Source organism: Bacillus sp. 3255 (genome assembly GCF_031456485.1).
Classification (GTDB): domain Bacteria; phylum Bacillota; class Bacilli; order Paenibacillales; family NBRC-103111; genus Paenibacillus_E.
Map to the genome: position 1 here is coordinate 44,475 of NZ_JAVDUS010000020.1, position 25,587 is coordinate 70,061.

The window sequence follows — 25,587 nt, forward strand, 5'->3', positions numbered from 1 at the left end:
CAAGCATCCTAACCGTTCTAGTTCACAATGACCTTTGTTTTGGGATCCGCATTTTTCTTCATTAGCAGTTCTTCATATTTATCCAGGCCTGCCGACTTCAGCTGAGCCGTGGCCGCATCGATGATTTTCTTCGCTTCATCCAGATTTTTCGCGTAGAATGCACGGATCATGCTGTCATCGTATTTCTTCAGCGCATCCTTTAATTGCGTTTCTTGCTCGAATTCGCCTAGGAAAGCAAGCGGTTGATAACCATCGTTCAGCTTGGCATTTTTGCGTTTCTCCTCGTATCCCCACATCTCGACAATCTTGAGCGGTCCCGCATTCGCCTCCGGCGCAGCGGCGTCCCCGTACTGCATTTCATTAAAATCGGCTTGGCGGTTCAAGTCCGTGCTTCCCAGGTAGCTGCCCCAAGAGTTGCCAACGCCATCGAAGCCAAGGGCTTTCGCGGCTTTCGGATCTTTATTTTTCAGTTCAAGCACTTCTTTCTTCACGATCGGATTGCCCTTGGCATCCAGCGTATAGTCCCTTCCTTCAATCCCGTACTGCCAAAGCAGCTTGCCTTCGCGGCTTGCCAGGAAATCGGCGAGCTTGACGATATCTTGCGGATTTTTCGTCGTTTTCGGAATCGACCAGGCCATATAGCCCGTTTTGTAATCCAGCTGCATTTGGTAAGGACCATCCACGCTGTTCATGGGGCCTAGCGGGACATAGTGCGCGTCTTTATTAAATTCTAGATAGTTGTGCATATCGGCAATGATCGCGTAAGAACCGTTCAGAATGCCTTCCGTTCCGCGATTCTCTTCCATGGTATAGAACTCCGGAACCATCAATTTTTCACTCAGCAGCTTTTGCACATAGGCGACTCGTTTCATCGGATATTCCGTCTTGCTTTCGTGAACAATCTTGCCGTCTTTCGTCTGGTGAATCCGCTGCTCATCAGCTCCCCAGACCAAATCATTATACAGAGCGCCAACTTCTCTTCCGCCCCAATATCTCGGTCCGATCGGATAGACGTCCTTGCCGTTCTTATCCTTGAAACCGCCGGCTTTAATTTTCTTCGCCAGCTCATATAACTGATCCGAGGTTTGGATCGATTTGGGATCAATCCCAAGCGCATCTACGATATCTTTGCGGATATAGGGGCCGCCTACATACTTGGTTTCCTGGTAACCGCCTTCCCGCGGAATGTTCATATGGATGAAATACGACGAGCCTTTAAATTCGGGACGGAACATCACCCCATACTGCGTATCCAAAGGCAAGTATTTATCTTGCAAATACTTACTGTAGATACTGCTGTTCTTGATCAATGGGGTTAAGTCGGTGAACATCCCTTCCCGAGCGCCCTTCAGGATGACGGACATTTCTTTCCGGCCGCTATTGTTTAAGTAATAGAGGATAAAGTCCGGTAAATCGTTCGACGCAAGTCCGGCCGTTAACGCATCGATGGCGTGATCGGCTGTTACCCCTTCGAGCTGCAAGGTAATGCCTGTCATCTCTTTAAGCTTCTTGGCGATTTCCGGATTGATATCCTTAGAGAGGTCGTCGCTGTCAATGAACAGCCGGCCTTTGATCGTGCGGTCGGCGATCCATGTCGCCGGCTTTCCGGCTGCGCTTGGTTCGTTAGCCGGTTGACTATCCTTCGTAGCCGCCTGATCCACATTGTCTTGACAGCCAACAAGCAGCATGACGGAAGCCAACGAAAACAATGACCATTTCATCCATTTCTTGCTCATGAGCACTCCCCATTTCACCTATTTTTTTATGAAACCGCCAAGGTTGGCGCTTTTCAACAGACTTCATATGGTATCGCTACCATACTGACGTTTCTGAAAAACGGCGGGCTATGCGATTAGCCGCAACGACCAGAATCAGTCCGATGACGCCCTGCAGCATGCCGACTGCCGTTGCATAACCATATTGTCCGCTCTGTAGGCCAACGCTGATGACGTAGGTGTCCAGAATTTCCGAGACGTCCATGTTACCTGGCGTTCTGAGCAGATAGAGCTGGTCATAGCCGGCAGACAATATGCTGCCCAGCGATAAGATAAACAAAATCATGATGGTAGGCCTAATGCCCGGGAGCGTTATGTTCCAAATTTCGCGCCATTTGCTTGCGCCGTCAATTCTTCCGGCTTCGTACAGCTCCGGATTGATCCCCGCAATGGCCGCCAAGTAAATAATCGAATCCCATCCGACCGTCTTCCAAATATGGCTGCCGAACATGATCGGGTAGAAATAGCTTTGTTCCATTAGGAAAAAGGTGTCGCCATTACCGCCAAACGCTTTAATAGCTTCGTTCAGTAAGCCTGTATCCGGAGCCAGCACTCTTTGGATAACCCCTACGACGATCACCCAAGATAAGAAATGGGGCAGATACGCAATACTCTGGGTTATCCCCCGAAAACGCTTACTTTTAACCTCGTTAAATATAAGCGCAAGGATGATTGGAAACGGAAGGCCGAGAAATAATTTCATAGAGCTAATAATCACGGTGTTAGCGATCAGCTTGCCGCTCTCATAGCTCTCGAAGAAGGTCTTGAAATACCGGAGGCCGACCCATGGGCTGAGAAGAATGCCTTTATTGAACTGGTACTCCTTGAAAGCCAGCAGCAGGCCCCCCATCGGGATATACGAGAAAATGATAAAGAAAACAATACAAGGAAGCAGCATCAGATACATGTACTTATGCTGGATGATTCTTTTTCTTAATTCTGCATGCTTCCTCTTCGCTGCCTTGCCTGCCTTCGCTGTGGAGAGATCTGTTTGCATGGTCTAACCACCTTCCCCATCTTTGTTCACAAACACTGGTATCGATTCCATATTGATCATGCCTTCCTCTCTTAAAAAACTAGAAAAACCACATTCCATTCTGGTACCGATTCCATATTGTTCATCATGGTTCTGGTTTTTAGTATATAGCTAACTTTTCCATTTGACAATATGAATTTTTAAGCGCTTTCATGAATATAGAACGGAGACAGCAAGAGAACCGGCAGCATCCCGTAAGATACCGGCCGATTCTCTCATCATGCGCCTTATTGTCCGCTCTTTACCTCCGCCAGCATCGACAGGTCGACGAACGGGCTCAAGTCCAATTCTTCCGCCTTTATCCCCTTCAAATACCGCGCGGCAATCGACACCTTCGCCATATCCTCCATCACCTTGACGTCGACGTCGGTGGTCAGCTTCAAACGGCTGAGCGAGGCTTGAATCAAGCTCTTCTCCATTCCCTTGCCGCTGTACTGCTTCAGCTGGTTGTTGATGAGCCCGTAAGCCTCCTCCGGGCTCTTCCGTATGAACGCGATGCCGTCCATATTCGCTTTGATCGCGCCCTTGACGATATCCCGGTGCCGCTGAATGAGCTTGTCGCTCGCCACCATGATAACCGTCGGATAGTCACCGCGATTCGGCGGGATCGCCTGCCAGTCGACGACGACTTTGCCGAGTCCGGCCTTCTCGATCTGCGTCCCCCACGGCTCGGGGACGAGCGCCGCGTCAATTTCCTTCTGCCGGAAGGAAATGAGCGCGTCCGACGGAGAGCGCACGATGAGATGCGCGCTTCCCGCATCGCGTGAGATCATGATGCCTTCCTGCTGCAGCAGCATCCGCAGCGAGATTTCATTCGTATTCCCTTTGGACGGGATCGCAATCGTTTTATCCACTAAATCTTTAACCCCGTTAATTCCTGCGCCATTCCGGGCGACAAGCACCGCACCGCCGTTGTTGGAACCGGACACCACGCGGAAGTTCCCGCTCTTCAGGAAGAACGTCGTTGCCGGACCCGGGCCGACGAAGCCGATGTCGATATCGCCTGTGGCCATCGCAATCGACAAATCCGAGCCGTTATCGAAGGCGGTGACTTCGATCTTCACATCGTCGCCCCACTCCCTGGCGAAGTAGCCTTTCTCCAACGCGATGTAGGCAGCGGCGTGCGTGACATTTTTGAAGACGCCAACCCTAACCGTTGCCGGCTTGCCTGTGGCCGTCAGCTTCTCCTCGCAAGCGCTCAGCGTCGTGACAATGAACAGCAGCAGCAGCATCCATGCTATTTTTCTCATGCGACCGCTCCCTGCTTAAGATTTCGAGCCTGCGAGGCCGTAGCGCTCCAGCACTTTATCTTCCAGTTTCTTGAAGCAGAAATGGTCGGAAACCGTCCCGAGCACCGCAATGATAATGACGATGCAGAGCATCAGCGAAGTATCGCCGAGGTTCCGTCCGTCCTGCAGCAGCTGGCCGAGACCCGCCCCTTTGGCGATGAGCTCCCCGGCCACGAGAGCGCGCCAAGCGAAAGCCCAAGCCGTGCGCACCCCGTTGATCAGATGCGGGAACGATGCCGGAATCATAATCTGGACGAACAGCTTGAAGCCGCTCCCCGTTCCCATCGTCTGTGCCGCCCGCAAATAAATCGGCGGGATGTTCTTGATCCCGGTGCGGCTCGCCAGCGCCATCGTCCACGTTGCGCCCAGCGTCGTAATGAAAATAACCGATGATTCGTTAAGACCGAACCAAATGATGGCGAAAGGCAGCCAAGCGATACTCGGAATCGTCTGCAGCGACACGACTAGAAACCCTAGCGTATCGTCCAGCAGACGGTAACGTGCGAACAGGAAGCCTAGCGTCGTGCCGACTGCCAAGGAAATGACGAAGGAGACCAGCAAGCGGATCATCGAAGCGACGGACGCTTCCAGCAGTTCCCCGTGGACGAACCCGTCGTAGAAAGCTTGCAGCGTCTGGGTGACCGAAGGGAATTTCCACCCCCAATCAAACAGCCTAAATCCCGCCTCCCAAGCTATCAGAAGCAGTACCAGAAAAATCGTTCTTCTTAATGCGGTACTCATCACCCGTCTCCTCTCTGACCACCTTCTCCAGTTCATCCGCTAAGGCATCCAATGCCGCATTCTCCACATGGTGCAGCAGCGGATCCGCGATATCCCGCGGCCGCGCCGCCTGCACGGCAAACTCTTTCTTAATGGTGCCGGGACGTGTCGACATCACGACAACCCGGTCGGAGAGAATGACCGCTTCACGGATGTTATGGGTAATGAAGAGAATCGTTTTACGAGTCCGCATCCATATTTCTTCCAGTTCTTTATGCAAAATTAGACGGGTCTGCTCATCCAATGCAGCAAAAGGCTCATCCATGAGCAAAATCTCCGGATCCATCGCAAGCGCTCTGGCAATCGCCGCACGCTGCTTCATTCCCCCAGAGAGCTCATGCGGATACCGGTCCGCAAAGCGGCTGAGATGCACCGCCTTGATCTGCTCCATCGCCCGTTCATGACGCTCCTTCTTGGGGATACCCTTCTGCTTGAGGCCGAAGGCCACATTGTCCAGCACCGTCAGCCACGGGAACAAGCCGTGCTCCTGGAACACAACGACGCGGTCGGCCCCCGCTCCCGTGACCTTCTTGCCGTTCACCTCGATCGTGCCCTCACTCTGCGTGTCGAACCCTGCGACCAGATTCAGCACGGTAGATTTACCGCAGCCGGACGGTCCCAGAATCGAGATGAACTCCCCTTTTCTGATCGTCAGCGTAATGTTGTCCAGCGCCTTGTAGCTGCCTCCGACTCTCTGAACGAACGTCTTGCTGACTCCTTTGATTTCGATCAAACCGCTTCCCCTCCCCCGGGTATGTCCCGTCAGCCTTGCAACTAGAACAGCATCTTGATTCCGGCCAAGCCCAGTCCGATTATGAAGCCGCAGATGGCGCCGTTCACCCGGATCCATTGCAAATCTTTGCCGACCTTATCTTCCATCAGCTCCGTCAGCTTCTCGTTATCGAATTTGTCGAGATTTTCTTTGACAAGCTGGCCGATTTTGCTGTGATTTTTCTCCAAATAAGAAGCGATCTGATCCTGTACCCAGCTCTCGCCGCGCTGCAGCAAGGCCTCGTTCGCCTTGACCGTTGCCAGCACGTTGCGGATCACCGGCACCACATGCGCAGGAACGAAATCCGGCTGTTCCACGAAAACCAGCGCTTTCTCTTTGATGCGTGCGAGCAGCCCCGACAGCTTCGCGTCCAGCTCAAACATATCCGGCAGCTTCGCTTTGAGCGCCTCGAGCTCCGCCAAGAGCTGCGGATTCCGCTCCAGCTTGTTCAGCTCGCCCCGAATGAACGACAGCACGGCTTCCCTGCGGGGATGATGCTTCATGCGCAGCTGTTCGATGTAGGACAGCAGGAAGTTCTGAATGATGCCGCCAATCTTCTCCTCGTTGACCATGCCGATGAACGCATTCACGGCGAAAGCCATGAACCCGTTGGACTGCAGTCCCTCGAACGCTTTGAGCGCCATCGCGCCGAGCTGGTCCCGCGTTTCCGCTTTGAACGCCCAAGACTCTACTTTATCGAGGACGAAATCGAACGTTTTGCTGTCATAGCCGCCTTCAACCACCGTATCGACCAGCGTGCGAACGAGCTTGCCCGTATCGACGTCCAGCAGCGCCTGGCGCAGCTCCTCTGCGAGCAGCGGAGTTAATTTCTCAAGATCGATGGCCAGCAAGGCCTGTGTGGCGAGAGCGCTCAACCCTTTGTGCAGCGACGCGTTGTCCAGATGACCTTCCGCCAGCTCCAGCCCTTTCTCAAGGAAACGGATTTGCTGCAAGCGGGCACGGATCGTTTCTTTGGACAGCAGCTCATTCTGAACCGTGGACACGAGCGCATTCGTAATTTTCTCACGGTTCTTCGGCAGCAGGGCCGTATGCGGAATCGGAATGCCCAGCGGGTGACGGAACAGGGCGCTAACGGCGAACCAGTCCGCCAATCCGCCTACCACACCGGCTTCAAAACCGCCTTGCAGAAAGCCTCCCCACACCGTGGAGGATACGGGCAGCGTGGCCAGGAAGCCGGCTCCCATCACGCCTAAGGAGACCGTCGCTATATACTTAGCTTCTTTTTTCATTGTCATAACATCTCTTTCTGCTCCATATTCATCAACCATTCCTTCTATTTTACCACAAAATCCGACGAAAGCTGTTCTCGATCCTGAAACTGCTGAATACATTTCGGTATGGGTAGTATCGGCAGGGAATGGAATGAAGTTAAGATGCTTAGGAGGAACGTTTCCATGAGTCTAAATGAAACCATCACGCCCTGGCAGGAACATTTGTTTTGGGTGGAAATTTTGCAGGATCACGCCATTTTTGTGGACGAGGCGCTGGCCAACGAAGAGGTTCAGTGGATCACCGTCGCCAAAAGGTACATCGCCGCCTTCACCGAACTGCGGAACCGGATTTTACGAACAGACCCGTCGCTGCCGGTTTCATCGGAAACCATGATTCAGCTCTCTAAGGATATATACCCCATTGCCCACGGTTATTACCAGTTCGAAGGCCACTTGCAGCATTTACGCATTCAAAATAAAGTCGTGATCTCCATGACCCCGGTTTATTTCAACGGAACTTTGCTGGAGAACGGCGAGTACCTGCGGATTCTGCACGCTTGGATGAACGGCGTCAACTATGAGCCCCTCCCGCTCGTTGCCCTCATCGAGATGTGGATGGAGGATCAGCTGGGGCACACGGTGCTTCTGGGGAACCATCTGGATCCAACGGAAATGGAGCTGCTCAAAAGCACGCAGCAGTACGGGCAGCAGTTCTCCGCCCACATTGTCAAAAATACCGCCATGCGCGGCTTCCTCCGCTTCACGGCGCCGGGCTTCCCCGTCCAGCAGAAGTTCGCCAGACAGGTCGCCGAAACGACGATCGGCTTCTATCACGTGGTGGAGAAGGTGATCAACGACTTTCAGCATACGGAGCTGCTCAGCAAGCTGACGCTGCGGTTCCTGGAGCATCACATCCCGGAGACGTGCTATTTCCTGCGCAAGCTGGCCGCTTATAATGTGGAGATTCTGGGTCTGCCGAATTGTCCGCTCACGAAGCCTTCTTTTGAATAACAAAAAACCGTCTAGCCAATGGCTGGACGGTTTCTTTGGGCTTGATGACGTGGGACACCGGCCGCGGCTGGCCGATCATCGTTCGCCTTCCCACTCCGCGTAGAACTGCGCGAGATACTGCTCCATGAACCGGTGCCGCTCCTCCGCGAGCTGACGCGCGTAGGCCGTGTTCATCAGCTCCTTCAGCTTCAGGAGCTTCTCGTAGAAGTGATTGATCGCGGTATCGTTACCTGAGCGATACTCCGCAGCCGTCATGTGCTCTCGCACCATGACGGAAGGGTCGTGAATCGGGCGGCCCTTCCAGCCCGAATAGGCAAATACGCGCGAGATGCCCACCGCGCCTATCGCATCCAACCGGTCGGCATCCTGCACGACCTGGCCTTCCAGCGTGCGCATAGGGGGACGCGCGCCGCCCTTGAACGACATCGTGCCGATGATCTCGAGCACGTGGTCCACCGCGGCTGCCGGCGTGCCGCTGTCAGCCAGCCATGCTTCCAGCTCGCGCTGCGCGGCTGCCGGATCCGCGTTCAGCTTCTCGTCCGCGACATCGTGAAGCAGCGCCGCAAGCTCGCAGACGAACGCGTCGGCGCCTTCCCGGGCGGCGATGCGCTTCGTCGTCTGCACGACGCGGTAGATGTGCCACCAGTCGTGGCCGCTGCTATCGCGTTCCAGCTTCTCTTTCACCAGCGCTTCCGCCGCGCGTAGAATGCCCTCTTGCCGTTCGGTCATCCCATGTTCTCCTTGATGCTGATACGTCATTTCTTCTTTTTCCTCTTTCCTTCACCGGGTTTGTTTTCCGTCGATTTCTCTTCGCTCGCTTTGTTCTCGCGGGTCTTGCCTGTTGGCGTCAAGCCTTCGCCGGACTTGTCGTCCGCCGGCTTCCCCTCGCCCGCTCTGTCAATCGGTCGCTTCTGCGAATCCGCAGCGGCAGCGTCTTTATCTTTTCCCGTTGTGTATTTCTGAATGATTTTTTTGAAGTTTTTGCCGTATTTATCCTCCAGCTTGGCGCCCATATCCTGCTGCAGCTCGTGAATCACCACATCGTGCCAGAAGCTGTTCAGCAGCAGCTCCACCATGGCGGGATGCTCCGTCAGCATTGCGAGCGTCTGTTCATCGCCTCCGCGAGTGCCGACGATCGCCAGCTTGCGGTCGATTAATAGCGTGAATTTGCGCCCCTTGCGCTCGTTCCACGCCGCATCGCGCTTATGCGGGAACTGCGGAACGCTGCCCGGCAGCGGCGTATCGCCGACCGACGAGACCAAGAGACGCACGCCCTGCTCCGGCACCTTCCGCAGCTCTTCCTTCAGCAGCTGCGCCTCCTGCGCCCACAGGTCACAGAGCACTTCCTCCTTCGCCTTGCGCAGCTCCTTCCGAATGCGTTCCATCACCTTGGCGTCGCCTTCCAAGCTGTAGTATTCCGACCGGTGCGCATCCTGCTTCGGCATGTGCTCCTTCACGTAGCGGATCGATGCTTGCAGCTCCGCTTCAATGCGCTCGCCGATCTCTCCGATCGGCACGCTTTGGTAGTGCGTGGGCTCCCCATGGCTGGTGAGCACCGCGCCTTTCTCCGCCAGCTTCTGCAGCGCGGAGTAAACGTTCGAGCGCGAAACGCCAAGCTGCTTGGCGATTTCGTAGCCCGTCTGCGTGCCGCATTCGGCGAGCACGTGCAGGCACTTCGCTTCCAGATCCGTGAAGCCGAGATTTTTCAAATGCTGCAGCACATCCTCCATGCCAGCTCCCCCTTTAACATCGGTGCATTGTTGCGATATTGTATCATTCTTCCTGCAGGCGGCATTGTCCTTCTCGGCTCTTGGCTCGCGCAGCGTAAGAATGAATTTTTTTCATTGCGTTTTTTGTTGACAATGAAAATCATTATCACTTATTATGAGATTGATAATCGTTATCATTTAACTACATCGTTCCTATGGAGGGATATTCATGCCAAAAATTATTATCGTGTACGCCAGCATGTCAGGGAATACGGAGGAAATTGCTGAAGAAATCGCCGATGGCATTCGCGAAGCAGGCATTGAGCCTGTCGTGAAATCCGTTATGGACGCCAGCGGAGCGGAATTGGAGGCGTATGACGGCATTTTGCTTGGAGCTTACACGTGGGGCGACGGCGATCTGCCGGATGAATTCGAGGATTTCTACGATGAGCTGGACAGCCTGGATCTTAAAGGCCGCAAATCCGGTGCATTCGGATCAGCGGACTCGTCTTACGATCATTTCGGCAAAGCCGTAGATACGATTGAAGCTAAGCTTGCTGAACGGGGGACGGATAAAGTGTTCGACGGGATCAAAATCGAGTTGAACCCATCCAAAGAGGAAAAACAAATGTGTCGCGAGATCGGCGCGAAATTTGCTGCCGCTGTCGGTGTTACGGCTTAATACGGGCGGGCTTGCTGTTCCGCCGGGATCTCGATCTGGATCTGGATCGGGTTCGGGTTCGGGTTCGGGTTCGGGCTTGGGCTTGGCGCGATCCCCACAACTCTCCACATCCTAACGGACCATAAGGACTCTATTTGGCCAAAAAAGCTGCTTATTCCAGTCTAACGGACACCACGGACGTTATTTGGGTTAAAAACATGGTTAGCATGCATATTCGGAGCAAATAGCGCCTCCTGTGTCCGTTAGATTTTGCAATATCGTTAATCTCATCAAATAACGTCTTCCATGTCCGTTAGACATTCGCCTATAGGTGCTTCACTGATCCTCGCGGAAGCCGGAGAATTCGCCTATCGTTTCAACATATAGATCGCTTGGGGAATTACAAGCCAGAACCCGGAGACAGGCATACAGATCGCGCCTATTATGGAGAAAATGAGTATCTGCCAGCCGACGAAACGAGGAATCGGTATGCTTTGCCGAGTGGTCAACCAGCGCAGCATCCGCGCAATGTTCCATAGAAGCACCCCAAAGAACAGGAACCAGATTGCATTGGATCTGTCGATATCCCGGCCGACCGCATTCCATACTCCGGCTGCGGCGATGTCACTGACCGGCTTCCAGAACAGAATTAACCCGATCGCCGTGTGTAGATAAGCAGTCCACTCCACCATCCACCCGCTGTGTTTTTGAATCCCCATACTCATCTCCCCCTTCTCGTACAAACTTATTCCTCAACCGGGATCTGCTTCGACCGTTCTTTCTTCCGGGGCTGCTCGTCGTCCAAACGTCCAATCGCCGCATCAAGCAGCGAGCGGACTCCGAGCAGCGCCTCTTTCTCCGCTTGCCGGAAATGGGTTCTGGCTTCTTCTGGAACGAGTCTTGCCACCACGATATTCTTCACTTCCTCCAGACAGCTTACGATATCCTCAAGGTCTTGCAGGTTCGTGCGTGCGCTCATAATCGTTTCCTCCTCTTTTTTATTCCACCAGACCAAACCGGACCGTCAGTACGCCGTCCTCCAGCCGGGCCCCTTGCACTTGGCGCCCCAGCAAAACTCTCGGCAGCGCAACGATGCGCTTATAGCTTCCGACCTGCAGCGTTAACTCATCGCCTTTTTGATTCAATTGCAGCTGCTTCTTCTCGGTGAAAGGCAGCGAAATCCGAAGCTCATAGCCTGCCTCCGCTTTCTTCACTTCCTCCAGGATCCCCCGATGCAGAATGGCCCCGCAGGCCCGATCATCAAAAGCCGCAGCAGCAACACGCTCGAGCATATCCTTGCCCACCACCTCAAGGGGCATAAGCGGCACCCGCAAGATCGGAAGCGGATGGAAGCAATGCTGGATTTCTTCCTCGTACCGGTTCTGAATTTGTTTCCACTGCGCGAAATACCCGCCTGCCGCCTCTTCGGACAACACTTTATTGACGATAACCGCATCGGTGTGAAAGCCGTATAAGTTCAGGCTCGTCAAAGCTCTCCGGGCTTCCGCTATCACCATCTTCTCCGGATTGACGACCAGGCGAATGCTGGTAACCTCAGGGTCGGCGATGACCTGCTGCAGCTTCTCCAGCTGTTCGACGACTTGGCTGAAGCTATCCATCACATCGTCTCCGGGCAGTTCCAAGCCTTTGGTAACCTTCATAACCGGACGGGCCAGCTTCAGAATTTTGCGCTCGAATGGGAAAATATTGCGTACCCACCACTTGAGCAGCTGCGGGTAGCTTAGGAGCCGTAAAGTCTCTCCTGTCGGCGCGCAATCAACGATAATCGCATCGTACAGTCCGCTTTCCGCATGCTCCTTGATTCTTAGCAGAGAGAACAGCTCCTCGAAGCCCGGAAATATCATCAGCTCTTCCGAACCGATGTCATCCAAGTTGGCCCATTGCATGAAGCTCGTGAACCAACTGCGCACACTTCCCCAATGCCGCTCCGTCTCCTTCAAGCTATCGATCTCCTGCGCCCATAGCCGGTCATGGATGAGCATGGGCTCTGGCCCAAGCTGGATACCCAATGAATCCGACAGACTGTGAGCGGCATCCGTGCTCAAAACGATCGTTCGTTGGCCTTCGGCTGCCAGCCGGTAAGCTGTCGCTGCGGCGATGCTCGTTTTGCCGACGCCGCCTTTACCCGTATAGATAATAATGCGCATGACGGATCCCTCCATTAGTACGATTTCGTAGTATTTAAATAAAAAAATTACTCAATCTCAATGGATCTCAATTTCGGAGATTTCACCGGCTCCTCCGGTTCCGCGTTATGCTGTAACGCTTTGGCCACCTTCAACGAAAGACGAATAAACTGCTGTAGCTCCTCGGCTGACAGCGCGCTTTCGATCCGGCCGAACATCTTATTCATCGTGCCGAGCGCCTCTTCGGCGATCAACTCCCCATCTTCCGTCAACCGATTGACGATAATGCGCTGGTCCTGCTGCGACTTCTCTCTGTAGATGTAACCTTTGCGCACAAGCCGTTTGGCGATACTCGTCACCGTGCTGAGGGGGGCTCCCAAGAAATCTGCCATTTGGGACATCGTCAGCTGTTCATGGAACTTCAGTAGCAGCAGAGCGGCAAAATCCGAACTCGTAAGCTGCAATTCCAGGTGTGACGTGTCGGGGAACACACTAAGCGGACGCAGACCATTTTTGAAAAAAAGCTCGAACAGCTGCTGCATGGGCATCCCTTTCTTCGAATAAACTACGATATCGTATTAAATTGACTACCCCTAATTTACTACACATTCGTAGTAATTGCAAGCGGCATTTGGCTTGGCAGTCGCACAAAAAAAGGGCCGGAAACCGGCAACTACGCCAGCCCGATCCCTTCTTTTACAATGTCTCCACTTCGGCGATTTCGATATACGCCATACTCTTCAACTCATCGTATACTTCCGAAGCGTATTTACGGTCAATGAATACGATGAAATTGAGCTCTTGCAGCTCCTGGTTCAATTCCTTGATGTGAACGCTCTTCATTTTATAACCTTTGGCAATAATGGCCTTAATAATTTCCGTTAAATTAGCTTCGTGGTTGACGACGAGCCTCACCCGCAAATCCTTCATCAATAGCGGTCTTGGCCCCATTTTCTTAATGAAATATGGCAAGACGACAACACTCACCATAATGAGCAGCAGGCCGAAGAAAGCTTCTATAATAAACCCGGCTCCCACCGCGATCCCCAGGCCCGCCGCGCCCCAGATCAACGCCGCCGTCGTTAGCCCGATAATGACATCGTTATGCTTTCGCAGAATGGCCCCGGCGCCCAGGAAGCCGATCCCGCTCACCACCTGCGCCGCAAGCCGCATCGGGTCCATCACATGCAGCCCCGCGACTGCATATTTATTCGCAGATTCGATCGATACGATCGTCAACAAACAGCTGGCTAAGCAGATGACTAGCGAAGTTTTGAGCCCGAGCGGCTTATTCCGGATTTCCCGTTCAAGACCGATAATTAAGCCAAAAACAGCTGCGATCCCTAATTTGATCAAGTCCTGAGCATCTACAGTTAGTACCATCGTTGTGGTCTCCTCTATGTCAAATCGAATGTTAAAGTTAGCATTTACAATATCTTAACATTTCCAATCTGTAAATAACCATAAGTTAATTACCACGTTTTTTATGTGTGCAAACAAAAAAAGACCGGGCTTGAACAGATCCGGTTTCTGGGTATTTAACTGCGTTTAAATCCCCTCACCAAAGCATAGACAAAAAAAGCCCAACCAGAGTTTCCCACTCTGGCCAGGCTTTAAATCCGGAACCGGTACCCCGCTCCCCAGATCGTCTCAATATATTGCGGATTCGAAGGGTCCTGCTCGATCTTCTCGCGCAGCTTGCGGATATGCACCGTCACGGTCGCGATTTCGCCCATGGCGTCCATCCCCCACAGGAGGTCAAACAGCTGCTCTTTGCTGTACACCCGATTCGGGTTCATCGCAAGATGTGCGAGCAGATCGAACTCCTTCGTCGTGAAGACGACTTCCTTCTCGTTCACGAAGACGCGGCGTGCAGTCTTGTCGATCATCAAGCCGCGTATGCGAACCTCGTCGTTCTTCGCTTCGCGCCGCCCCATCAGCCGTTCGTAACGGGCAAGATGCGCTTTGACTCTGGCCACCAGCTCGCTGGGGCTGAAGGGCTTGATGATGTAATCGTCGGCGCCGAGGCCGAGGCCGCGGATTTTATCGATGTCTTCCTTTTTGGCGGAAACCATCAGAATGGGAATGTCCTTCTCGCTGCGTATGCGCCGGCAGATTTCGAAGCCGTCGATCTTCGGCAGCATCAAATCGAGAATGATGAGATCATACTCCGCGGCCAGGGCCATCTGCAGCCCCTTATCGCCACTGTTCTCGATATCGACTTCATAGCCGCTGATCTCCAAATAATCCCGCTCCAGCTCGGCAATGCTTTGTTCATCCTCAATGATTAGTATTCGGCTCATGCCTGATTCTCCTCCTGCCGGTTCAGCGGCAATGCCATGTAGACGGTCGTGCCCATGCCGATCATGCTCGTTGCGCCGATACGGCCGCCGTGCTCTTCCATGATTTGTTTGGCTATCGCGAGCCCAAGCCCGCTGCCTCCGGTCGCCGTGTTGCGCGAAGGATCCGCCCGGTAGAACCGGTCAAAGATATGAGGCAGCGCCTCCTCCGCGATCCCATGTCCGGTATCTTTTATTTGAATGACGGCATTGCCGTCGATTTCTCGAAGTGTCAAGGTAATATGGCAGTTGCCTTCATCGCTGTATTTGATCGCGTTCTCGATAATGTTCAGCAGCACCCGCCGCAGCTTATCCCGGTCGGCCGTTACGATCAGCGGCTCCTTCGGCAGCTCAGCCAGTGTGAAGCGGACGCCTTTCTTCTCCATATCGAACTGCAGCTCCTGCGCACAATCCAGCACATACTGACCCAGATCTACGGACTCGAACTGAAACGGCACTTTGCCCAAATCCAGCTTGGAGAAAAGGAACAGTTCGTCAATAAGCCGGTCCATATCCGCCGCTTTCGTATAAATCGTACGAATATACTTCTCCAGCTTATCGGGGGAATTCGTGACGCCGTCCATGATGCCGTGGGCGTAGCCTTTGATGGCGGTCACCGGCGTTTTCAAATCATGGGAAATGTTCGAAATGAGCTCCTTGCGGTTCTCTTCATATTGCAGTTGAACTTCGACGGATTTCTTCAGCTTGCGGCGCATTTCTTCGAAAGCCCGGCTAAGCTCGCCGATTTCATCGTCTGATTGCGGCACGACCTCGAAATCGAGGTTGCCGTCCTTGATTTCCTCCGCCGCCCGTTTGAGCGCCCGAAGAGGCCGAATAATGCTTCGCGAAACGAAGTACGTGAGCACCCCATTGGTGACAACGAGAATAATGACGAATGTTAAAATGACCGATTTGGAAAACTGATGCAAATATTTCTGGAAAGGGCCCCCGTCCAGAAACACGAAGACGGATCCTTTGCTTTTATCGGAAAAGAGAAAATCCTGCTGCCGGGTTACCCAGAATGAAGCCTGATTCCGGTGGAATTGCCCGGATGAAGTGCCGAAGGCCGGGAGCTTGGACGTATCCTCCGCTTCACCTTCTTTGAGATAAGGGGAACTGTACGTAATCTCTTTGTCTTTGCGAATGATGATGCCCATATTGATTTTGTGGAATCGATCCTCCAGGTCCTTGATGAATACGGGGTCGAGGAAAGCGTCAGGATCGGTTTCCGTTTTGGCTTTCATGTATGCAACATTGTCCAGTTCCTGTTCGACAACTCGCTTGATCGGATTGCCTTGGGAGAAATCGACCTGAAAGCCCGACTTCAAACTGCCGAACGTCGCGATGGAGATTAGGATCACGGCCAGCCCCAGAAGGACAAGGGGTACGAGCAGCATGGCGATATATGAAAGTACCAGCCGTAAGCGAATCGACATCGAAGTCAGATCTCCTTTTTATCAAACACATAATAACCTGCTGTAAAAAACAATATACTACACGCTATCAAAAACATAAAGATACTACTCACCTTGCCGAGCGCTAGTCCGCTGCCGATCCAAAGCATATGCCAATCCGTGTAAGCCGTAGGCGAATACATGGCGATCTGCGGGATGAAGAAGGCCGCTACTTTGAAGGCTAAATAGAGCAGAATGCTGACTGTGAGCGCCGAGGAGGAGCTGGAGAAGAATTGCGCCAGAAATACAGAGCCCATACTGAGCACCAGCAGCGGAAGGAAAGCTGCGCCGTAGGCGAGGAACCATTTGGCAATCGCAGATAAGCCCCCGAAATGCTGGAAAAACAGCGCCGACACGACGGACGCCAGCATTCCGGCAGCCAAGTATAGCGCGATGAAAATACCCAGCGCCAGCTGTTTGGATGCGAACACCTTGATGCGCGTGATTGGCCGCGTGAGCGTGTTTTTCATCGTGCGGTCGCCCATTTCCCCGGCGAAGACGTCCGCGGCGCCCATGAAAATGAAGAGCGGCAGAAAGATACTGCTTAAGAGTCCCAACATGATGATGGGAAAATCCTGCGAGGCGATCGCTCCAATCCCGATACCGCTCTGAAACCTGGACAGCAGCAGCCCTGCGATGAGGGGAAGCAGCAGCGTGAAGGCCAGGAAGAAGAGCGTTTTCTTCTTGTACGTGATTTTGAGCGATTCGTTCCACAGGTTGGCTGTTAAGCTATGCATGGGCGACCGCCCTCCTTACTTCTTGAATTTCGCGCAAATACGCTTCCTCCAGCGACGCGCTGCCTAAGGCTATTTCTGACACGAGACCTTCGCGGACCAAACGGCCTTGATGAATGATGCCCATTCGGTTGCACATCAGCTCCATCTCGTGAATGAGATGGCTGGAGATCAGGAAGGTGATGCGCTCTTCCTGTGCCAGGCGCATAATGATCTCGCGGATATGAACCATGCCCTCGATGTCGAGACCGTTCGTCGGTTCATCGAGGATGAGCAGCTCCGGCTTCGACAGCATGGCCGCGGCAAGTCCGAGCCGTTGTTTCATGCCGAGCGAGTAGCCCGCCACTTTCTCCTGCTGATACGGGGTAAGCCCGACGATGTCCAGAACTTCGTCTATGCGCCGCTTGGAGACACCGGGATAAAACCGCGCCGCGAGCTCCAAATTCCGTCTGCCGCTCATGTAGGTGTATGCTTCGGCGGTTTCGATCAATACGCCTACCTTCGCCATCGCCTGCTCGTACTGCGCGGAGACGTCGTAGCCGAACAGCTTCACCGTGCCTTGCTGCGCCCGGACAAGGCCGGTCATGATTTTCATGACGGTTGTTTTGCCGGCGCCGTTCGGCCCGAAGAACCCGTATATATCGCCCTGCTGTACCGTCATATGGACATCATGGATACCTCGCTGGTTATTGTAAACTTTCGTCAGATTCATAATTTCAACGACTGGCTTCATGCGTTAGCCGCCTTTCAAGGAAATAAGGAGGTGAGCGCCAGATTTCGCACAGCCTCCTTGGTGAAGCGAATTAGTTGCTGCCGCCCCAGTTTTTGTGGGATTGTTCGTGATCAAACTTGACGGTTTCCAGCTGTTTGCCCGTCAAATCCACCGTATCCGGCGTTGTCGAGTTCAGGCTGGACAGCGTCATATCCACGCTCAGCACCACATCGTGCGCCGCTCCCTGTGCGTCTTTGCCGGAAATATGAATTTGTGCGGTTTGGTTCGTAATATGGTTATCCGCGTCAACGCTGGCGTTCACCTCGACTTCATCCATTTTGATGTCGGAGATCAATTGCGGCAGGCTGTTCTTGAGCGTCGTTATATCCACGCCAAGCGTATCCGCCTTGGCCGGCACCGGATGGCGACCGTTCTCGATGGTTGCATGCTTGATGGCAAGGGAACCGATCGTGTTCACCACAGGTGAAATTTGGCTGCCGGACAATTTAAAATGAATCTCTTTCACATTGCCCGCAGCTTCATCCATGGTCACATAGTTTTTCAGGTTGCCTACGAGGGCGTCGACGACGTTTTCCACTTCGCTAACGATCTGCGGGTCTGGCGTGTGAGCTTCACGATCTTTGAACTTGCGGTCCATCCCTTCGCCTTCCAGCAATTTGTAGGTCTCGGAGTCGTCTGTTTTGATGATGTGCTTCCCGTCTTGGTTGTAGAAGTGAATCGTCTGCTCGTCATTGCCGCTCTTCACGGTAACCGCAGCGCTTCCCGCTTGGTTGTCGCCGCTGCTCTTGATCGTCGACTTGACGTTCAACAGCTCGGCGCCGTTATCTTGAAGCGTTACGTTGACTTGGCGCGTGACATTATGAACGGCCGCCGTCTGCTTCACTGCCGACTTGAACGTTTCATATCCCGGGGCGTCGCCCACTCCCGCATATACGCTCGTTACCAGCATCATGCTGCCTACCGCTACACCCAATCCCATCATGGCTAACTTTTTATTCATATCTTCTTGGCCTCCGCGTTCTCTAACGCTATATCTGATTTGGATGCGTCTCTCGCTTCCATGTAACCATCTTATCCTCTCGATCTTAATAGCCACTAAATCACCTATTAATTCACCCTAAAACAATTCTTAAATATTTCTAAAGTGAGAGGAGGCTGGTGGGGGAGCAGTATGTGAGCGGGGCGATATGTTGGCGAAGGATCAGCGAGTGAAAGGCGGGACGTGAACCGGCGGTGGATAATCAGCGAATGAGTGAAAGGCGGGATGTGAAACGGCGGTGGATGATCAGCGAGCGAACGCAATGCGGTGCGCGATCCGTCGGCGGATGATCAGCGTGTGAGTGAAAGGCGGGGTGTGAACCGGCCGTGGATGATCTGCGTGTGAGCGGACAGCGGGCGGGGTGGAGAGCGACATTCTATATGAAAAATAGAACACATTTTCCCCTTTTCGGCGACAACCCGCTCATTCTATTCGAAAAATCATATAGATTTCGCTCAACGCGGAAAATTTCGCCGATAACCGCCCGCTCACCGTAGACGAATCCGCGCAACAAGTCACCCCGCACAAAAAAGGCAAGCAGCCCGCTCACCCTTTTATTAATATTGAGGTTCCTTGTCTTTTAATTTGAGCATCCCCGAATGCCTGAGCTGAACTTCGACTTGGATATCCCCCAGCTGGTACCCTTCCAGCGGCTGCGTACCGTTCAAGGTCAGCTTCGCCCACGACTTGAAGTCCTGCTTATACAGGGCATGCTCTAACTGGTACACATCGACACCGCGTTTCCTGCCTTGCTCGAAGGTCATTTTAATTTCTTCCGCTATTTGCTTTTCAGCCTGTTTCTGCAAAAAATCCTCAGGTACATTCTCCGTGACTTCCACCGAGACTGCCTTGCATTTCACGTGGACATCGAAGACCAGAGCATCGCTCTTGTGCAAGGTTATACGAGCCTTCGGTTTATTGATCGACAACGTATGGATTGGCTTATTATCCTTGTAAATGACAAGCGGGGAACGAGCCGTGTTTCTCTCCATCCACCGGTCCCCCGTAAACTGGCTCTCGGATAACCAATTCACTCGTTCATGCTTGCCAATAGCGTAAACGCCGTTCACTTCCAATTTAGGGTCCGGCTTCTGATTCCTCGTCCAGACGTCGTCCCGGATGCTCAAAGTCGGTATCATGAGGGTATAACCCGGCTCACGCAGCAAAGCCGCCACTTTATACAACCGGAATGGACGAATATAAGACCGCTGGCGATAATTTTCTGTCGGATTCATGAGGATGGAAGACATTGGCGAGACATTGAAAAATGGAATGATCGTAAATATCGCTTCGATCGACTCATCCGTGCTGTAAATCCACTGTGTGAACCTCGTTTCGCTGTATCGTACGGAGCCGTCCGTGAATTTGCCGATACCTTGCTTAAGTGCGCTGCTTGAGAACAAATAGGCGCTGACATGCCCCCAAAAAACGCGCTGCTGAGTCGTCTTGTACAATTTATTAAAAGCATCGTTAACCGTATCTCCTTCTTCGCGGCCTACCCAAATTTGCGGCGGTTGGGATGCTTTGCTCCCCTCTTGCTTGGCAACAGAAGCGAAATCCAGCATTTGACCGTAGACGATGTAGCGGCCTTTCTGATAATCAAATCCGATGGCCGTCAAATAATTGGTGTCTTGGATGGTTTTGATGTCCCAACAGCCTGTCTGGCTAACGATTATCAGCAACCCGGCCGCCATCCGGACCAAGCGTCCCATCTTCATGAGGCGCCCCCGTTCTGACGCGTGTCATCTTTCGGACTCAGCATCTTCGGTCTATGCTTCATACTGCGGAATGGTTTAGCGAGTATAGCCGGAATCATTTCCTTGAAGCGAGGCGGCGACAACGGCGACAAGTAGGGAACTCCGAACGACTCTAACGTCGACATATACAGGATAAGCCCGATCAAAGAGACCATGAACCCGTATATGCCAAAGATCATCGATTCAAATAAGATAAGTATCCGCAAGATCGTCACCGTACCCGCAAGTGCCTGATTGACAAGCGTGTACATCGAGATAGTCGAGATTGAGGTAATGACGAGCGTCGTCGGACTTGTTATCCCCGAACGTATCGCCGCATCCCCGACAATTAGCCCGCCGACAACCGTCACGGTTTGTCCCACGACTTTCGGCAGTCTCGCACCTGCTTCACGGAACAGCTCAAACAGCAGCAGCATGATCACAAAATCCAGTGGTCCTGACATCGGAAGCCCCAGTCTGGACGCTGAGATGGTGGCGACAAGCGAGTACGGAATTTGATCCAGGTTGAAGGCGGATAGCGATATCCAGAAACCTGGCAGCAGTGTGGCGACGACCAACCCCCCTAACCGAAGCACGCGTTCGAACGCCACATAGTAATAGGGCGAATGCACATCTTCCGGCGACTTCAAAATGAACATGAGATTCGCAGGAGCCATGAGAACCATAGGCGATCCGTCCACAAGGATGGCGAAGCGGCCGCGCAGCAGGCTGTCCGCTATGAAATCAGGTCTTCCCGCATAATCGAGCAAGGGAAAGAAATTGAACTTTTGCTCCGTTAACAATTCCTCCAGTTGAGCGCTGGAAATCAAGGCATCGAGATCGACGGCCTGCAGCCGGCGTCTTGCGTCCTCGAGCACATCCGAATCGATCACATCGCCCAGATACATAAGAGCTACGGATGTATGGCTTCGTTTGCCGAGCGTCATCCGTTCGCAGCATAGACTGCGTGTTAACAGTCTTTTGCGAATGAGCGCGATATTCGTCGTAATGTTCTCCGTGAACGCATCCCGCGGTCCTTTAATGGAAGTCTCCGTATTGGATTCTTCCGGGGAGCGGTTCGGCGGGTTGGACAGATCGAGGCTGAAGAAACGCTGCTCCGCTTCGAATAAGATAACCAAGAACCCTGAATAGACTTGAAGCGTCATCGTTGCGACCGCATCAGACCCCGTAATTTCCTGCATTTGAAGCAGCGTCGGAAGCGCCAGCCCGGACGTGCCTCTCTCTCCCCGTTGGTAAATAAACCGCTGAAGATGAGGCACCACCCGCTGTTCAATATGATCTTTGTTGATCATACCGTCGCAGTACAGAAGCACCACCTTATGACCGGGTTCATCTTCGGTTAAAGCATAGCTTTTCACGATTACATCGGCCGATTCGGCGAACCATTCCCTTACCTGTTGTTCATTCACTTCGTCACCTTCTCCTTTCGCTTACCAGGCAAGATGGACAGCAGCAGCAGGACACCGAGCAGCCCGGCGCCTACAGGGAACATCATGGGGTAATACCAGGTTTGGATAAAATACACCATCTGATTGTCTGTGATCGGCAGGAGACATACGGATACGAAGAGGAGGCTGATACCGACCAGCAGCAGCGTACGGCTGCTTTTCTTGCGAATCATCAGTGCATCGATGATGATAAACATCAGCATAGACATCCGGACGCACGCACCAGAGATCCATTGGAAGATAGACAGGAAATCCAAATGAGAAATATATTTCCCGAGCGTCACCATGCGCCATTGTTCAAACGCCGGATATCTGAGCTCTTCCCCTTCGAAAGGACCGAATATGGCAATGGCCCCGATCAACGGACCAATGGTCAGTCCTACCAAACACCCCCCGATGATGAGCAGCGCCGGAAGCTTAATGCGGGTATCGACGTGGTGTTGAAGGAAAACGATACTGATTAGTTCGAAGGACGCGCCGCAGGATAAATACAGCGTTTGGATGGTGGGACCATAGCCATGCGTAAATAGAGGGGTAAGCAGGCTGTAATCTTTGTACTGAAAGTTCGCCCCCATGACAAAATAACCAAGCAATACAACGACAGGCAGCAGAATGCCCGAAGTAATCGCAATGGCCCGAATCCCTTCACGCGCGGCAAAGAAGCAGAACAGCATAAACGCAAGAGAGATCATAAGCGGCGGTGTTCGGGGCAAATAAGAAATATGGGTCCAAGTCACCATATCCTGCAGGGTAATGGCTGCATGCGTCCCCGCAATGCCGATGATGATGAGCTTCAGAAGGGACGTGAGGAAGCTTCCGTATCTCTGGCGAACCCAGAGCAGCATATTTTGCTGTCCGGACCGCCGGATGACGATAAACAACAAGCAAATCCATACGAGCGTAGGCAGAAGGGAAAGCCCCGCTCCGACCCAGGAGTCCCGTTTGCCGTAATGCAGCAGAACAGGGATTAAGAGCACGTGATCCGTTATCGCAATCGAAATAATGATGACGTAATACAGTTGAAGCGCCGTAATTTTCTTATGCATGACCGGCATGGGAAATCCCCCATTTTTGGGATAAGGTGGCAATAGTTTCTTCGTTAAGGTATCCAATCCAGGTGGATTTATGCAGAAGGGACCGAACGCAAAAAGACGCCTCTCGGACGATCCGAAAGGCGCTTCGCAGAAAGCATCTATTAGAATGTTGCCAGAATGATAACCAACAGAATATACAGTACCAGAACAACCGCTGCGCTAGAGTATCCAACTCCTGACATTGGCGACTTCCTCCTTCCTGCCCGTCGAATCTTGCGTTATAGCCTGGTATATCCTATGCCGGGCAGGGCGGATGGGTATGGACGAATGTCTAACTTTGCGTCAGAAAAGGGGTTAATTCACCTAAATGGCAGACATCCAGGTGATGGAGCGCACGGGTGCAAGCCGTGTAAAACAGCTTGCGCTCCTTCGCCTCCGCGTAGATATCCGCCCCGGCGTCGTAGAGAATGACGGCGTCGAACTCGAGCCCTTTGGCGAGATACGCCGGCATGATCATGACGCCTGCCTCATAGTGCAGCGTCTCCTTCGTGATCCGCGCCAGACCCGGCAGCAGCGGCAGCAAGCCCGCATATGCCGATTCCGTCTCGCGCGCGGTCTTGCACAGAATCGCGACGGAGCCGCCGCCGCCGCGCTGCCGCGTGAGCGCCGCGTCCGCCACGAGGCGGTGCAGCTCGTTCTCGTCCGCCGCACGCAGGATGCGCGGTGGCTCGCCGCTGCGCGAGAACGGCTCGATCGGCTCGCCGAACGGCAGCACGCGGCTGGCGAAATCGACGATTTCACGCGTCGACCGATAGCTCTTCACGAGACGGATCGTCTCCGTCTCTTCTTCTTTCATCAGCTCGCTGATCGAGCTGTATTCGTTCTTGGAGCCTTGAGCGTCCGCGTCAGAAGCGTTCGCATGCGTGAAAATCCCTTGGTTCCAGTCGCCCAGCAGCGTAAATCTGGCGCGCGGGAACAGCTTCTTCAAATACGCGTAGTGGAAAGGCGAATAATCCTGCGCCTCGTCCACCAGACAGTAGCGGATCGTTCCTACCCGCAGCTGGCCTTCCACAAGGCCCTTCAGATAAACAAGCGGCGTTGCATCCTCGTAATGCAGCAGCCCTGCATCCAGCGCGCCGGCCGTGAAAGCGGAGATGCGGTCCCAATCTTCCGGAAGCTGCCCGCCCGTCAGCTCTTGATGCAATTCTTGGTTCGCGTAGAGCTCGCGGTACATGCCAAGCACGTCGACGTAAGCAAGATTACGCGCCTTCTCCTTCAGCGGAGCAATCGCCTTGTGCGCTTTGATTTTGCTCAGCTTCTTCATCTCCGGCTCCGTGCCCATATATTTGGGTTCCCGCACCATTTTGCGGTAAAAGCGTTTCTGGGCGTCGGCCTGGATCGCATCAAGCTTCTCCAGCATCCATTCGGACAGCTGTTCCATGCGTTCGCCGAGCGCTAGAATCGAAGCTTTGCTGTAGAAGCGCTCGCTCAATTCACCGGCGGTTATCAGCACCTTCTGGCCCACCGCCAGATCGACGAAGCGGAGGCCGCCGCTCTTCAGCTTCTCGCCGTAAGCTTCGATAACGTTCAGGAAAGCCGCCGACGCTTTGTACTGAATGCCTTGCAGCCGCGCCCGGTAGTCGGAGTCCTGCTCCGTGCCCGTCAGAATGAATTCCAGTTGATCATAAGGATCTTCGAGCTTCAGACCGGTGCTGCCCAATTTGTGATTCAAATAGTCTTGAAACGTCGTCTGCTGCATCGTCGCTTCACCGAGCTCCGGAAGCACGTGCGACACATAATCGCTGAACAGAGAGTTCGGCGAGAACAAAATCATATTGTCGGAGCTGAGCGTCGTCCGGTATTTGTAGAGCAAATACGCGATGCGCTGCAGTGCGACCGACGTCTTGCCGCTGCCGGCCGCGCCCTGTACGACCAGCACCTTGTGCCGGTCATCGCGGATGATCTGGTTCTGCTCGCGCTGGATCGTCGTCACGATGCTGTGCATCTTCTCGTCGGCGCTGCGGCTGAGCATCTTCTGCAGCATCTCGTCGCCGATGGAAATGCCCGTGTCGAACACGTCCTGCAGCTCGCCGGCCTTAATAATGTATTGGCGTTTGAGCAGCAGCTCGCCGCTGACATCCATCTCCGGCGTGCGGTACGTTGCCGGCCCCGGCGGATAGTCATAGAATAAGCTGGCAATCGGCGCACGCCAGTCATAAATTAGAATTTCATCCGAATTCGGATCGATGAAGGAGGTAAGACCGATATAGATCTTCTCCCGGTCCTGCTCCCCGCGCTCCAGGAAATCAATGCGTGCGAAATACGGCGCATCGACAACGCGCTGCAGCTTATACAGCGCATCCTGCGCGACCTGATAGCTGCGCTTCTGGCCGAGCAGGACATGCTCCTGCTGGGCCATGCTCGCCGCCGTCTCGATCACATCGTCCGCATTGTCCGCATTGACGGAGATGTCGTCCCAGAAGCTGCGGCCGATGGCCGTCACTTCGGCGCGGCGTTGATCCACCGTTTCGCCTAAATCGACGATTCGTTCTTGAATGCGGGAGCGAACAGAGGAAACACGCCGCGCTTCCCGTTCTCTTTCTTCATGATCAATTGGCATCTGTATCTTCCTCCTGC

Annotated in this window: 24 protein-coding genes; 2 read left to right on the forward strand and 22 right to left on the reverse strand. The window is 53.4% G+C overall.

From position 1 onward, the window contains the following. Positions 1-17: 17 nt before the first annotated feature. From J2X61_RS26755 to J2X61_RS26780, 6 genes are all read right to left on the reverse strand, one after another. The gene (locus J2X61_RS26755) at positions 18-1,736 is read right to left on the reverse strand and encodes an extracellular solute-binding protein (protein WP_274467014.1); all 1,719 of its coding nucleotides are present in this window, start codon (positions 1,734-1,736) and stop codon (positions 18-20) included. Between the two features lie 76 nt (positions 1,737-1,812). Further along, positions 1,813-2,772 carry an ABC transporter permease gene (locus tag J2X61_RS26760; protein WP_310192204.1) on the reverse strand — a complete coding sequence of 320 codons (960 nt, stop codon included), beginning with the start codon at positions 2,770-2,772 and terminating at the stop codon, positions 1,813-1,815. 266 nt (positions 2,773-3,038) lie between these two features. Beyond that, a complete protein-coding gene (locus J2X61_RS26765; RefSeq protein ID WP_310192207.1) occupies positions 3,039-4,061 on the reverse strand; it encodes an ABC transporter substrate-binding protein in 1,023 nt (340 codons plus the stop codon). Between the two features lie 15 nt (positions 4,062-4,076). Continuing rightward, on the reverse strand, positions 4,077-4,841 hold the full coding sequence (locus tag J2X61_RS26770) for an ABC transporter permease (protein WP_274467018.1): 765 nt from the start codon (positions 4,839-4,841) through the stop codon (positions 4,077-4,079). After that, positions 4,774-5,613 carry an ABC transporter ATP-binding protein gene (locus J2X61_RS26775; protein WP_274467019.1) on the reverse strand — a complete coding sequence of 280 codons (840 nt, stop codon included), beginning with the start codon at positions 5,611-5,613 and terminating at the stop codon, positions 4,774-4,776. Before J2X61_RS26775 ends, J2X61_RS26770 begins: the two co-directional genes overlap by 68 nt. 41 nt (positions 5,614-5,654) lie before the next feature. Then, positions 5,655-6,908, reverse strand: coding sequence for a DUF445 domain-containing protein (locus tag J2X61_RS26780; RefSeq protein WP_310192209.1), 1,254 nt, complete (start codon positions 6,906-6,908; stop codon positions 5,655-5,657). A 159-nt stretch (positions 6,909-7,067) separates the two neighbouring features. Between J2X61_RS26780 and J2X61_RS26785 the strand changes: the two genes are divergently transcribed. Then, positions 7,068-7,895: a DUF2935 domain-containing protein gene (locus tag J2X61_RS26785; RefSeq protein WP_274467021.1), complete on the forward strand. Its 828-nt coding sequence runs from the start codon at positions 7,068-7,070 to the stop codon at positions 7,893-7,895. Positions 7,896-7,970: 75 nt separating this feature from the next. On the opposite strand, the gene J2X61_RS26790 is transcribed toward J2X61_RS26785, so the two are convergent. Beyond that, positions 7,971-8,624: an HD domain-containing protein gene (locus J2X61_RS26790; RefSeq protein WP_310192211.1), complete on the reverse strand. Its 654-nt coding sequence runs from the start codon at positions 8,622-8,624 to the stop codon at positions 7,971-7,973. 26 nt (positions 8,625-8,650) lie between these two features. Next, complete coding sequence (locus tag J2X61_RS26795; protein WP_310192214.1) at positions 8,651-9,625, reverse strand: TrmB family transcriptional regulator; 975 nt, start codon at positions 9,623-9,625, stop codon at positions 8,651-8,653. 208 nt (positions 9,626-9,833) lie between these two features. Between J2X61_RS26795 and J2X61_RS26800 the strand changes: the two genes are divergently transcribed. Further along, positions 9,834-10,286: a flavodoxin gene (locus J2X61_RS26800; RefSeq protein WP_274467024.1), complete on the forward strand. Its 453-nt coding sequence runs from the start codon at positions 9,834-9,836 to the stop codon at positions 10,284-10,286. Between the two features lie 347 nt (positions 10,287-10,633). Here the strand turns inward: J2X61_RS26800 and J2X61_RS26805 are convergent, their stop codons facing one another. From J2X61_RS26805 to helD, 14 genes are all read right to left on the reverse strand, one after another. Then, positions 10,634-10,984, reverse strand: coding sequence for a DUF6463 family protein (locus J2X61_RS26805; RefSeq protein WP_310192217.1), 351 nt, complete (start codon positions 10,982-10,984; stop codon positions 10,634-10,636). Positions 10,985-11,010: 26 nt separating this feature from the next. After that, the gene (locus tag J2X61_RS26810) at positions 11,011-11,244 is read right to left on the reverse strand and encodes a hypothetical protein (protein WP_310192220.1); all 234 of its coding nucleotides are present in this window, start codon (positions 11,242-11,244) and stop codon (positions 11,011-11,013) included. A gap of 19 nt (positions 11,245-11,263) precedes the next feature. Next, a complete protein-coding gene (locus tag J2X61_RS26815; RefSeq protein WP_310192223.1) occupies positions 11,264-12,433 on the reverse strand; it encodes an ArsA family ATPase in 1,170 nt (389 codons plus the stop codon). 47 nt (positions 12,434-12,480) lie between these two features. Beyond that, on the reverse strand, positions 12,481-12,954 hold the full coding sequence (locus J2X61_RS26820; RefSeq protein WP_274467028.1) for a MarR family winged helix-turn-helix transcriptional regulator: 474 nt from the start codon (positions 12,952-12,954) through the stop codon (positions 12,481-12,483). A 154-nt stretch (positions 12,955-13,108) separates the two neighbouring features. Next, the gene (locus J2X61_RS26825) at positions 13,109-13,795 is read right to left on the reverse strand and encodes an MgtC/SapB family protein (protein WP_274467029.1); all 687 of its coding nucleotides are present in this window, start codon (positions 13,793-13,795) and stop codon (positions 13,109-13,111) included. A gap of 230 nt (positions 13,796-14,025) precedes the next feature. Next, positions 14,026-14,715, reverse strand: a complete 690-nt coding sequence (locus J2X61_RS26830; RefSeq protein WP_274467030.1) for a response regulator transcription factor — start codon at positions 14,713-14,715, stop codon at positions 14,026-14,028. Next, positions 14,712-16,187 (reverse strand): sensor histidine kinase, encoded by a 1,476-nt coding sequence (locus J2X61_RS26835; RefSeq protein ID WP_274467031.1) that lies wholly within the window; start codon positions 16,185-16,187, stop codon positions 14,712-14,714. The genes J2X61_RS26830 and J2X61_RS26835 overlap by 4 nt, the downstream gene beginning before the upstream one ends. Before the next feature lie 5 nt (positions 16,188-16,192). Further along, positions 16,193-16,942 (reverse strand): ABC transporter permease, encoded by a 750-nt coding sequence (locus J2X61_RS26840; protein WP_310192230.1) that lies wholly within the window; start codon positions 16,940-16,942, stop codon positions 16,193-16,195. Further along, on the reverse strand, positions 16,935-17,672 hold the full coding sequence (locus J2X61_RS26845) for an ABC transporter ATP-binding protein (protein WP_274467033.1): 738 nt from the start codon (positions 17,670-17,672) through the stop codon (positions 16,935-16,937). Before J2X61_RS26845 ends, J2X61_RS26840 begins: the two co-directional genes overlap by 8 nt. 70 nt (positions 17,673-17,742) lie before the next feature. Next, entirely contained in the window at positions 17,743-18,672 is a 930-nt protein-coding gene (locus tag J2X61_RS26850) for a hypothetical protein (RefSeq protein WP_310192234.1), read from the reverse strand. 596 nt (positions 18,673-19,268) lie between these two features. Beyond that, complete coding sequence (locus tag J2X61_RS26855; protein ID WP_274467035.1) at positions 19,269-20,429, reverse strand: Ger(x)C family spore germination protein; 1,161 nt, start codon at positions 20,427-20,429, stop codon at positions 19,269-19,271. After that, positions 20,426-21,877, reverse strand: a complete 1,452-nt coding sequence (locus tag J2X61_RS26860; protein WP_310192238.1) for a spore germination protein — start codon at positions 21,875-21,877, stop codon at positions 20,426-20,428. The genes J2X61_RS26855 and J2X61_RS26860 overlap by 4 nt, the downstream gene beginning before the upstream one ends. Next, complete coding sequence (locus tag J2X61_RS26865; RefSeq protein WP_274467037.1) at positions 21,874-22,971, reverse strand: endospore germination permease; 1,098 nt, start codon at positions 22,969-22,971, stop codon at positions 21,874-21,876. Before J2X61_RS26865 ends, J2X61_RS26860 begins: the two co-directional genes overlap by 4 nt. 310 nt (positions 22,972-23,281) lie before the next feature. Then, complete coding sequence (helD, locus tag J2X61_RS26870; RefSeq protein ID WP_310192241.1) at positions 23,282-25,570, reverse strand: RNA polymerase recycling motor HelD; 2,289 nt, start codon at positions 25,568-25,570, stop codon at positions 23,282-23,284. Between the last annotated feature and the right edge of the window lie 17 nt (positions 25,571-25,587).

What these genes read in the sequence shown, in the direction of transcription:
- J2X61_RS26865 (WP_274467037.1), bottom strand. Translation starts at nt 22,971, where the DNA reads ATGCCGGTCATGCATAAGAAAATTACGGCGCTTCAACTGTATTACGTC.
- J2X61_RS26830 (WP_274467030.1), bottom strand. Translation starts at nt 14,715, where the DNA reads ATGAGCCGAATACTAATCATTGAGGATGAACAAAGCATTGCCGAGCTG.
- J2X61_RS26840 (WP_310192230.1), bottom strand. Translation starts at nt 16,942, where the DNA reads ATGCATAGCTTAACAGCCAACCTGTGGAACGAATCGCTCAAAATCACG.
- J2X61_RS26800 (WP_274467024.1), top strand. Translation starts at nt 9,834, where the DNA reads ATGCCAAAAATTATTATCGTGTACGCCAGCATGTCAGGGAATACGGAG.
- J2X61_RS26780 (WP_310192209.1), bottom strand. Translation starts at nt 6,908, where the DNA reads ATGACAATGAAAAAAGAAGCTAAGTATATAGCGACGGTCTCCTTAGGC.
- J2X61_RS26850 (WP_310192234.1), bottom strand. Translation starts at nt 18,672, where the DNA reads ATGAATAAAAAGTTAGCCATGATGGGATTGGGTGTAGCGGTAGGCAGC.
- J2X61_RS26810 (WP_310192220.1), bottom strand. Translation starts at nt 11,244, where the DNA reads ATGAGCGCACGCACGAACCTGCAAGACCTTGAGGATATCGTAAGCTGT.
- J2X61_RS26805 (WP_310192217.1), bottom strand. Translation starts at nt 10,984, where the DNA reads ATGGGGATTCAAAAACACAGCGGGTGGATGGTGGAGTGGACTGCTTAT.
- J2X61_RS26835 (WP_274467031.1), bottom strand. Translation starts at nt 16,187, where the DNA reads ATGTCGATTCGCTTACGGCTGGTACTTTCATATATCGCCATGCTGCTC.
- J2X61_RS26790 (WP_310192211.1), bottom strand. Translation starts at nt 8,624, where the DNA reads ATGACCGAACGGCAAGAGGGCATTCTACGCGCGGCGGAAGCGCTGGTG.
- J2X61_RS26770 (WP_274467018.1), bottom strand. Translation starts at nt 4,841, where the DNA reads ATGAGTACCGCATTAAGAAGAACGATTTTTCTGGTACTGCTTCTGATA.
- helD (WP_310192241.1), bottom strand. Translation starts at nt 25,570, where the DNA reads ATGCCAATTGATCATGAAGAAAGAGAACGGGAAGCGCGGCGTGTTTCC.
- J2X61_RS26785 (WP_274467021.1), top strand. Translation starts at nt 7,068, where the DNA reads ATGAGTCTAAATGAAACCATCACGCCCTGGCAGGAACATTTGTTTTGG.
- J2X61_RS26855 (WP_274467035.1), bottom strand. Translation starts at nt 20,429, where the DNA reads ATGAAGATGGGACGCTTGGTCCGGATGGCGGCCGGGTTGCTGATAATC.
- J2X61_RS26825 (WP_274467029.1), bottom strand. Translation starts at nt 13,795, where the DNA reads ATGGTACTAACTGTAGATGCTCAGGACTTGATCAAATTAGGGATCGCA.
- J2X61_RS26765 (WP_310192207.1), bottom strand. Translation starts at nt 4,061, where the DNA reads ATGAGAAAAATAGCATGGATGCTGCTGCTGCTGTTCATTGTCACGACG.
- J2X61_RS26755 (WP_274467014.1), bottom strand. Translation starts at nt 1,736, where the DNA reads ATGAGCAAGAAATGGATGAAATGGTCATTGTTTTCGTTGGCTTCCGTC.
- J2X61_RS26820 (WP_274467028.1), bottom strand. Translation starts at nt 12,954, where the DNA reads ATGCAGCAGCTGTTCGAGCTTTTTTTCAAAAATGGTCTGCGTCCGCTT.
- J2X61_RS26845 (WP_274467033.1), bottom strand. Translation starts at nt 17,672, where the DNA reads ATGAAGCCAGTCGTTGAAATTATGAATCTGACGAAAGTTTACAATAAC.
- J2X61_RS26795 (WP_310192214.1), bottom strand. Translation starts at nt 9,625, where the DNA reads ATGGAGGATGTGCTGCAGCATTTGAAAAATCTCGGCTTCACGGATCTG.
- J2X61_RS26815 (WP_310192223.1), bottom strand. Translation starts at nt 12,433, where the DNA reads ATGCGCATTATTATCTATACGGGTAAAGGCGGCGTCGGCAAAACGAGC.
- J2X61_RS26760 (WP_310192204.1), bottom strand. Translation starts at nt 2,772, where the DNA reads ATGCAAACAGATCTCTCCACAGCGAAGGCAGGCAAGGCAGCGAAGAGG.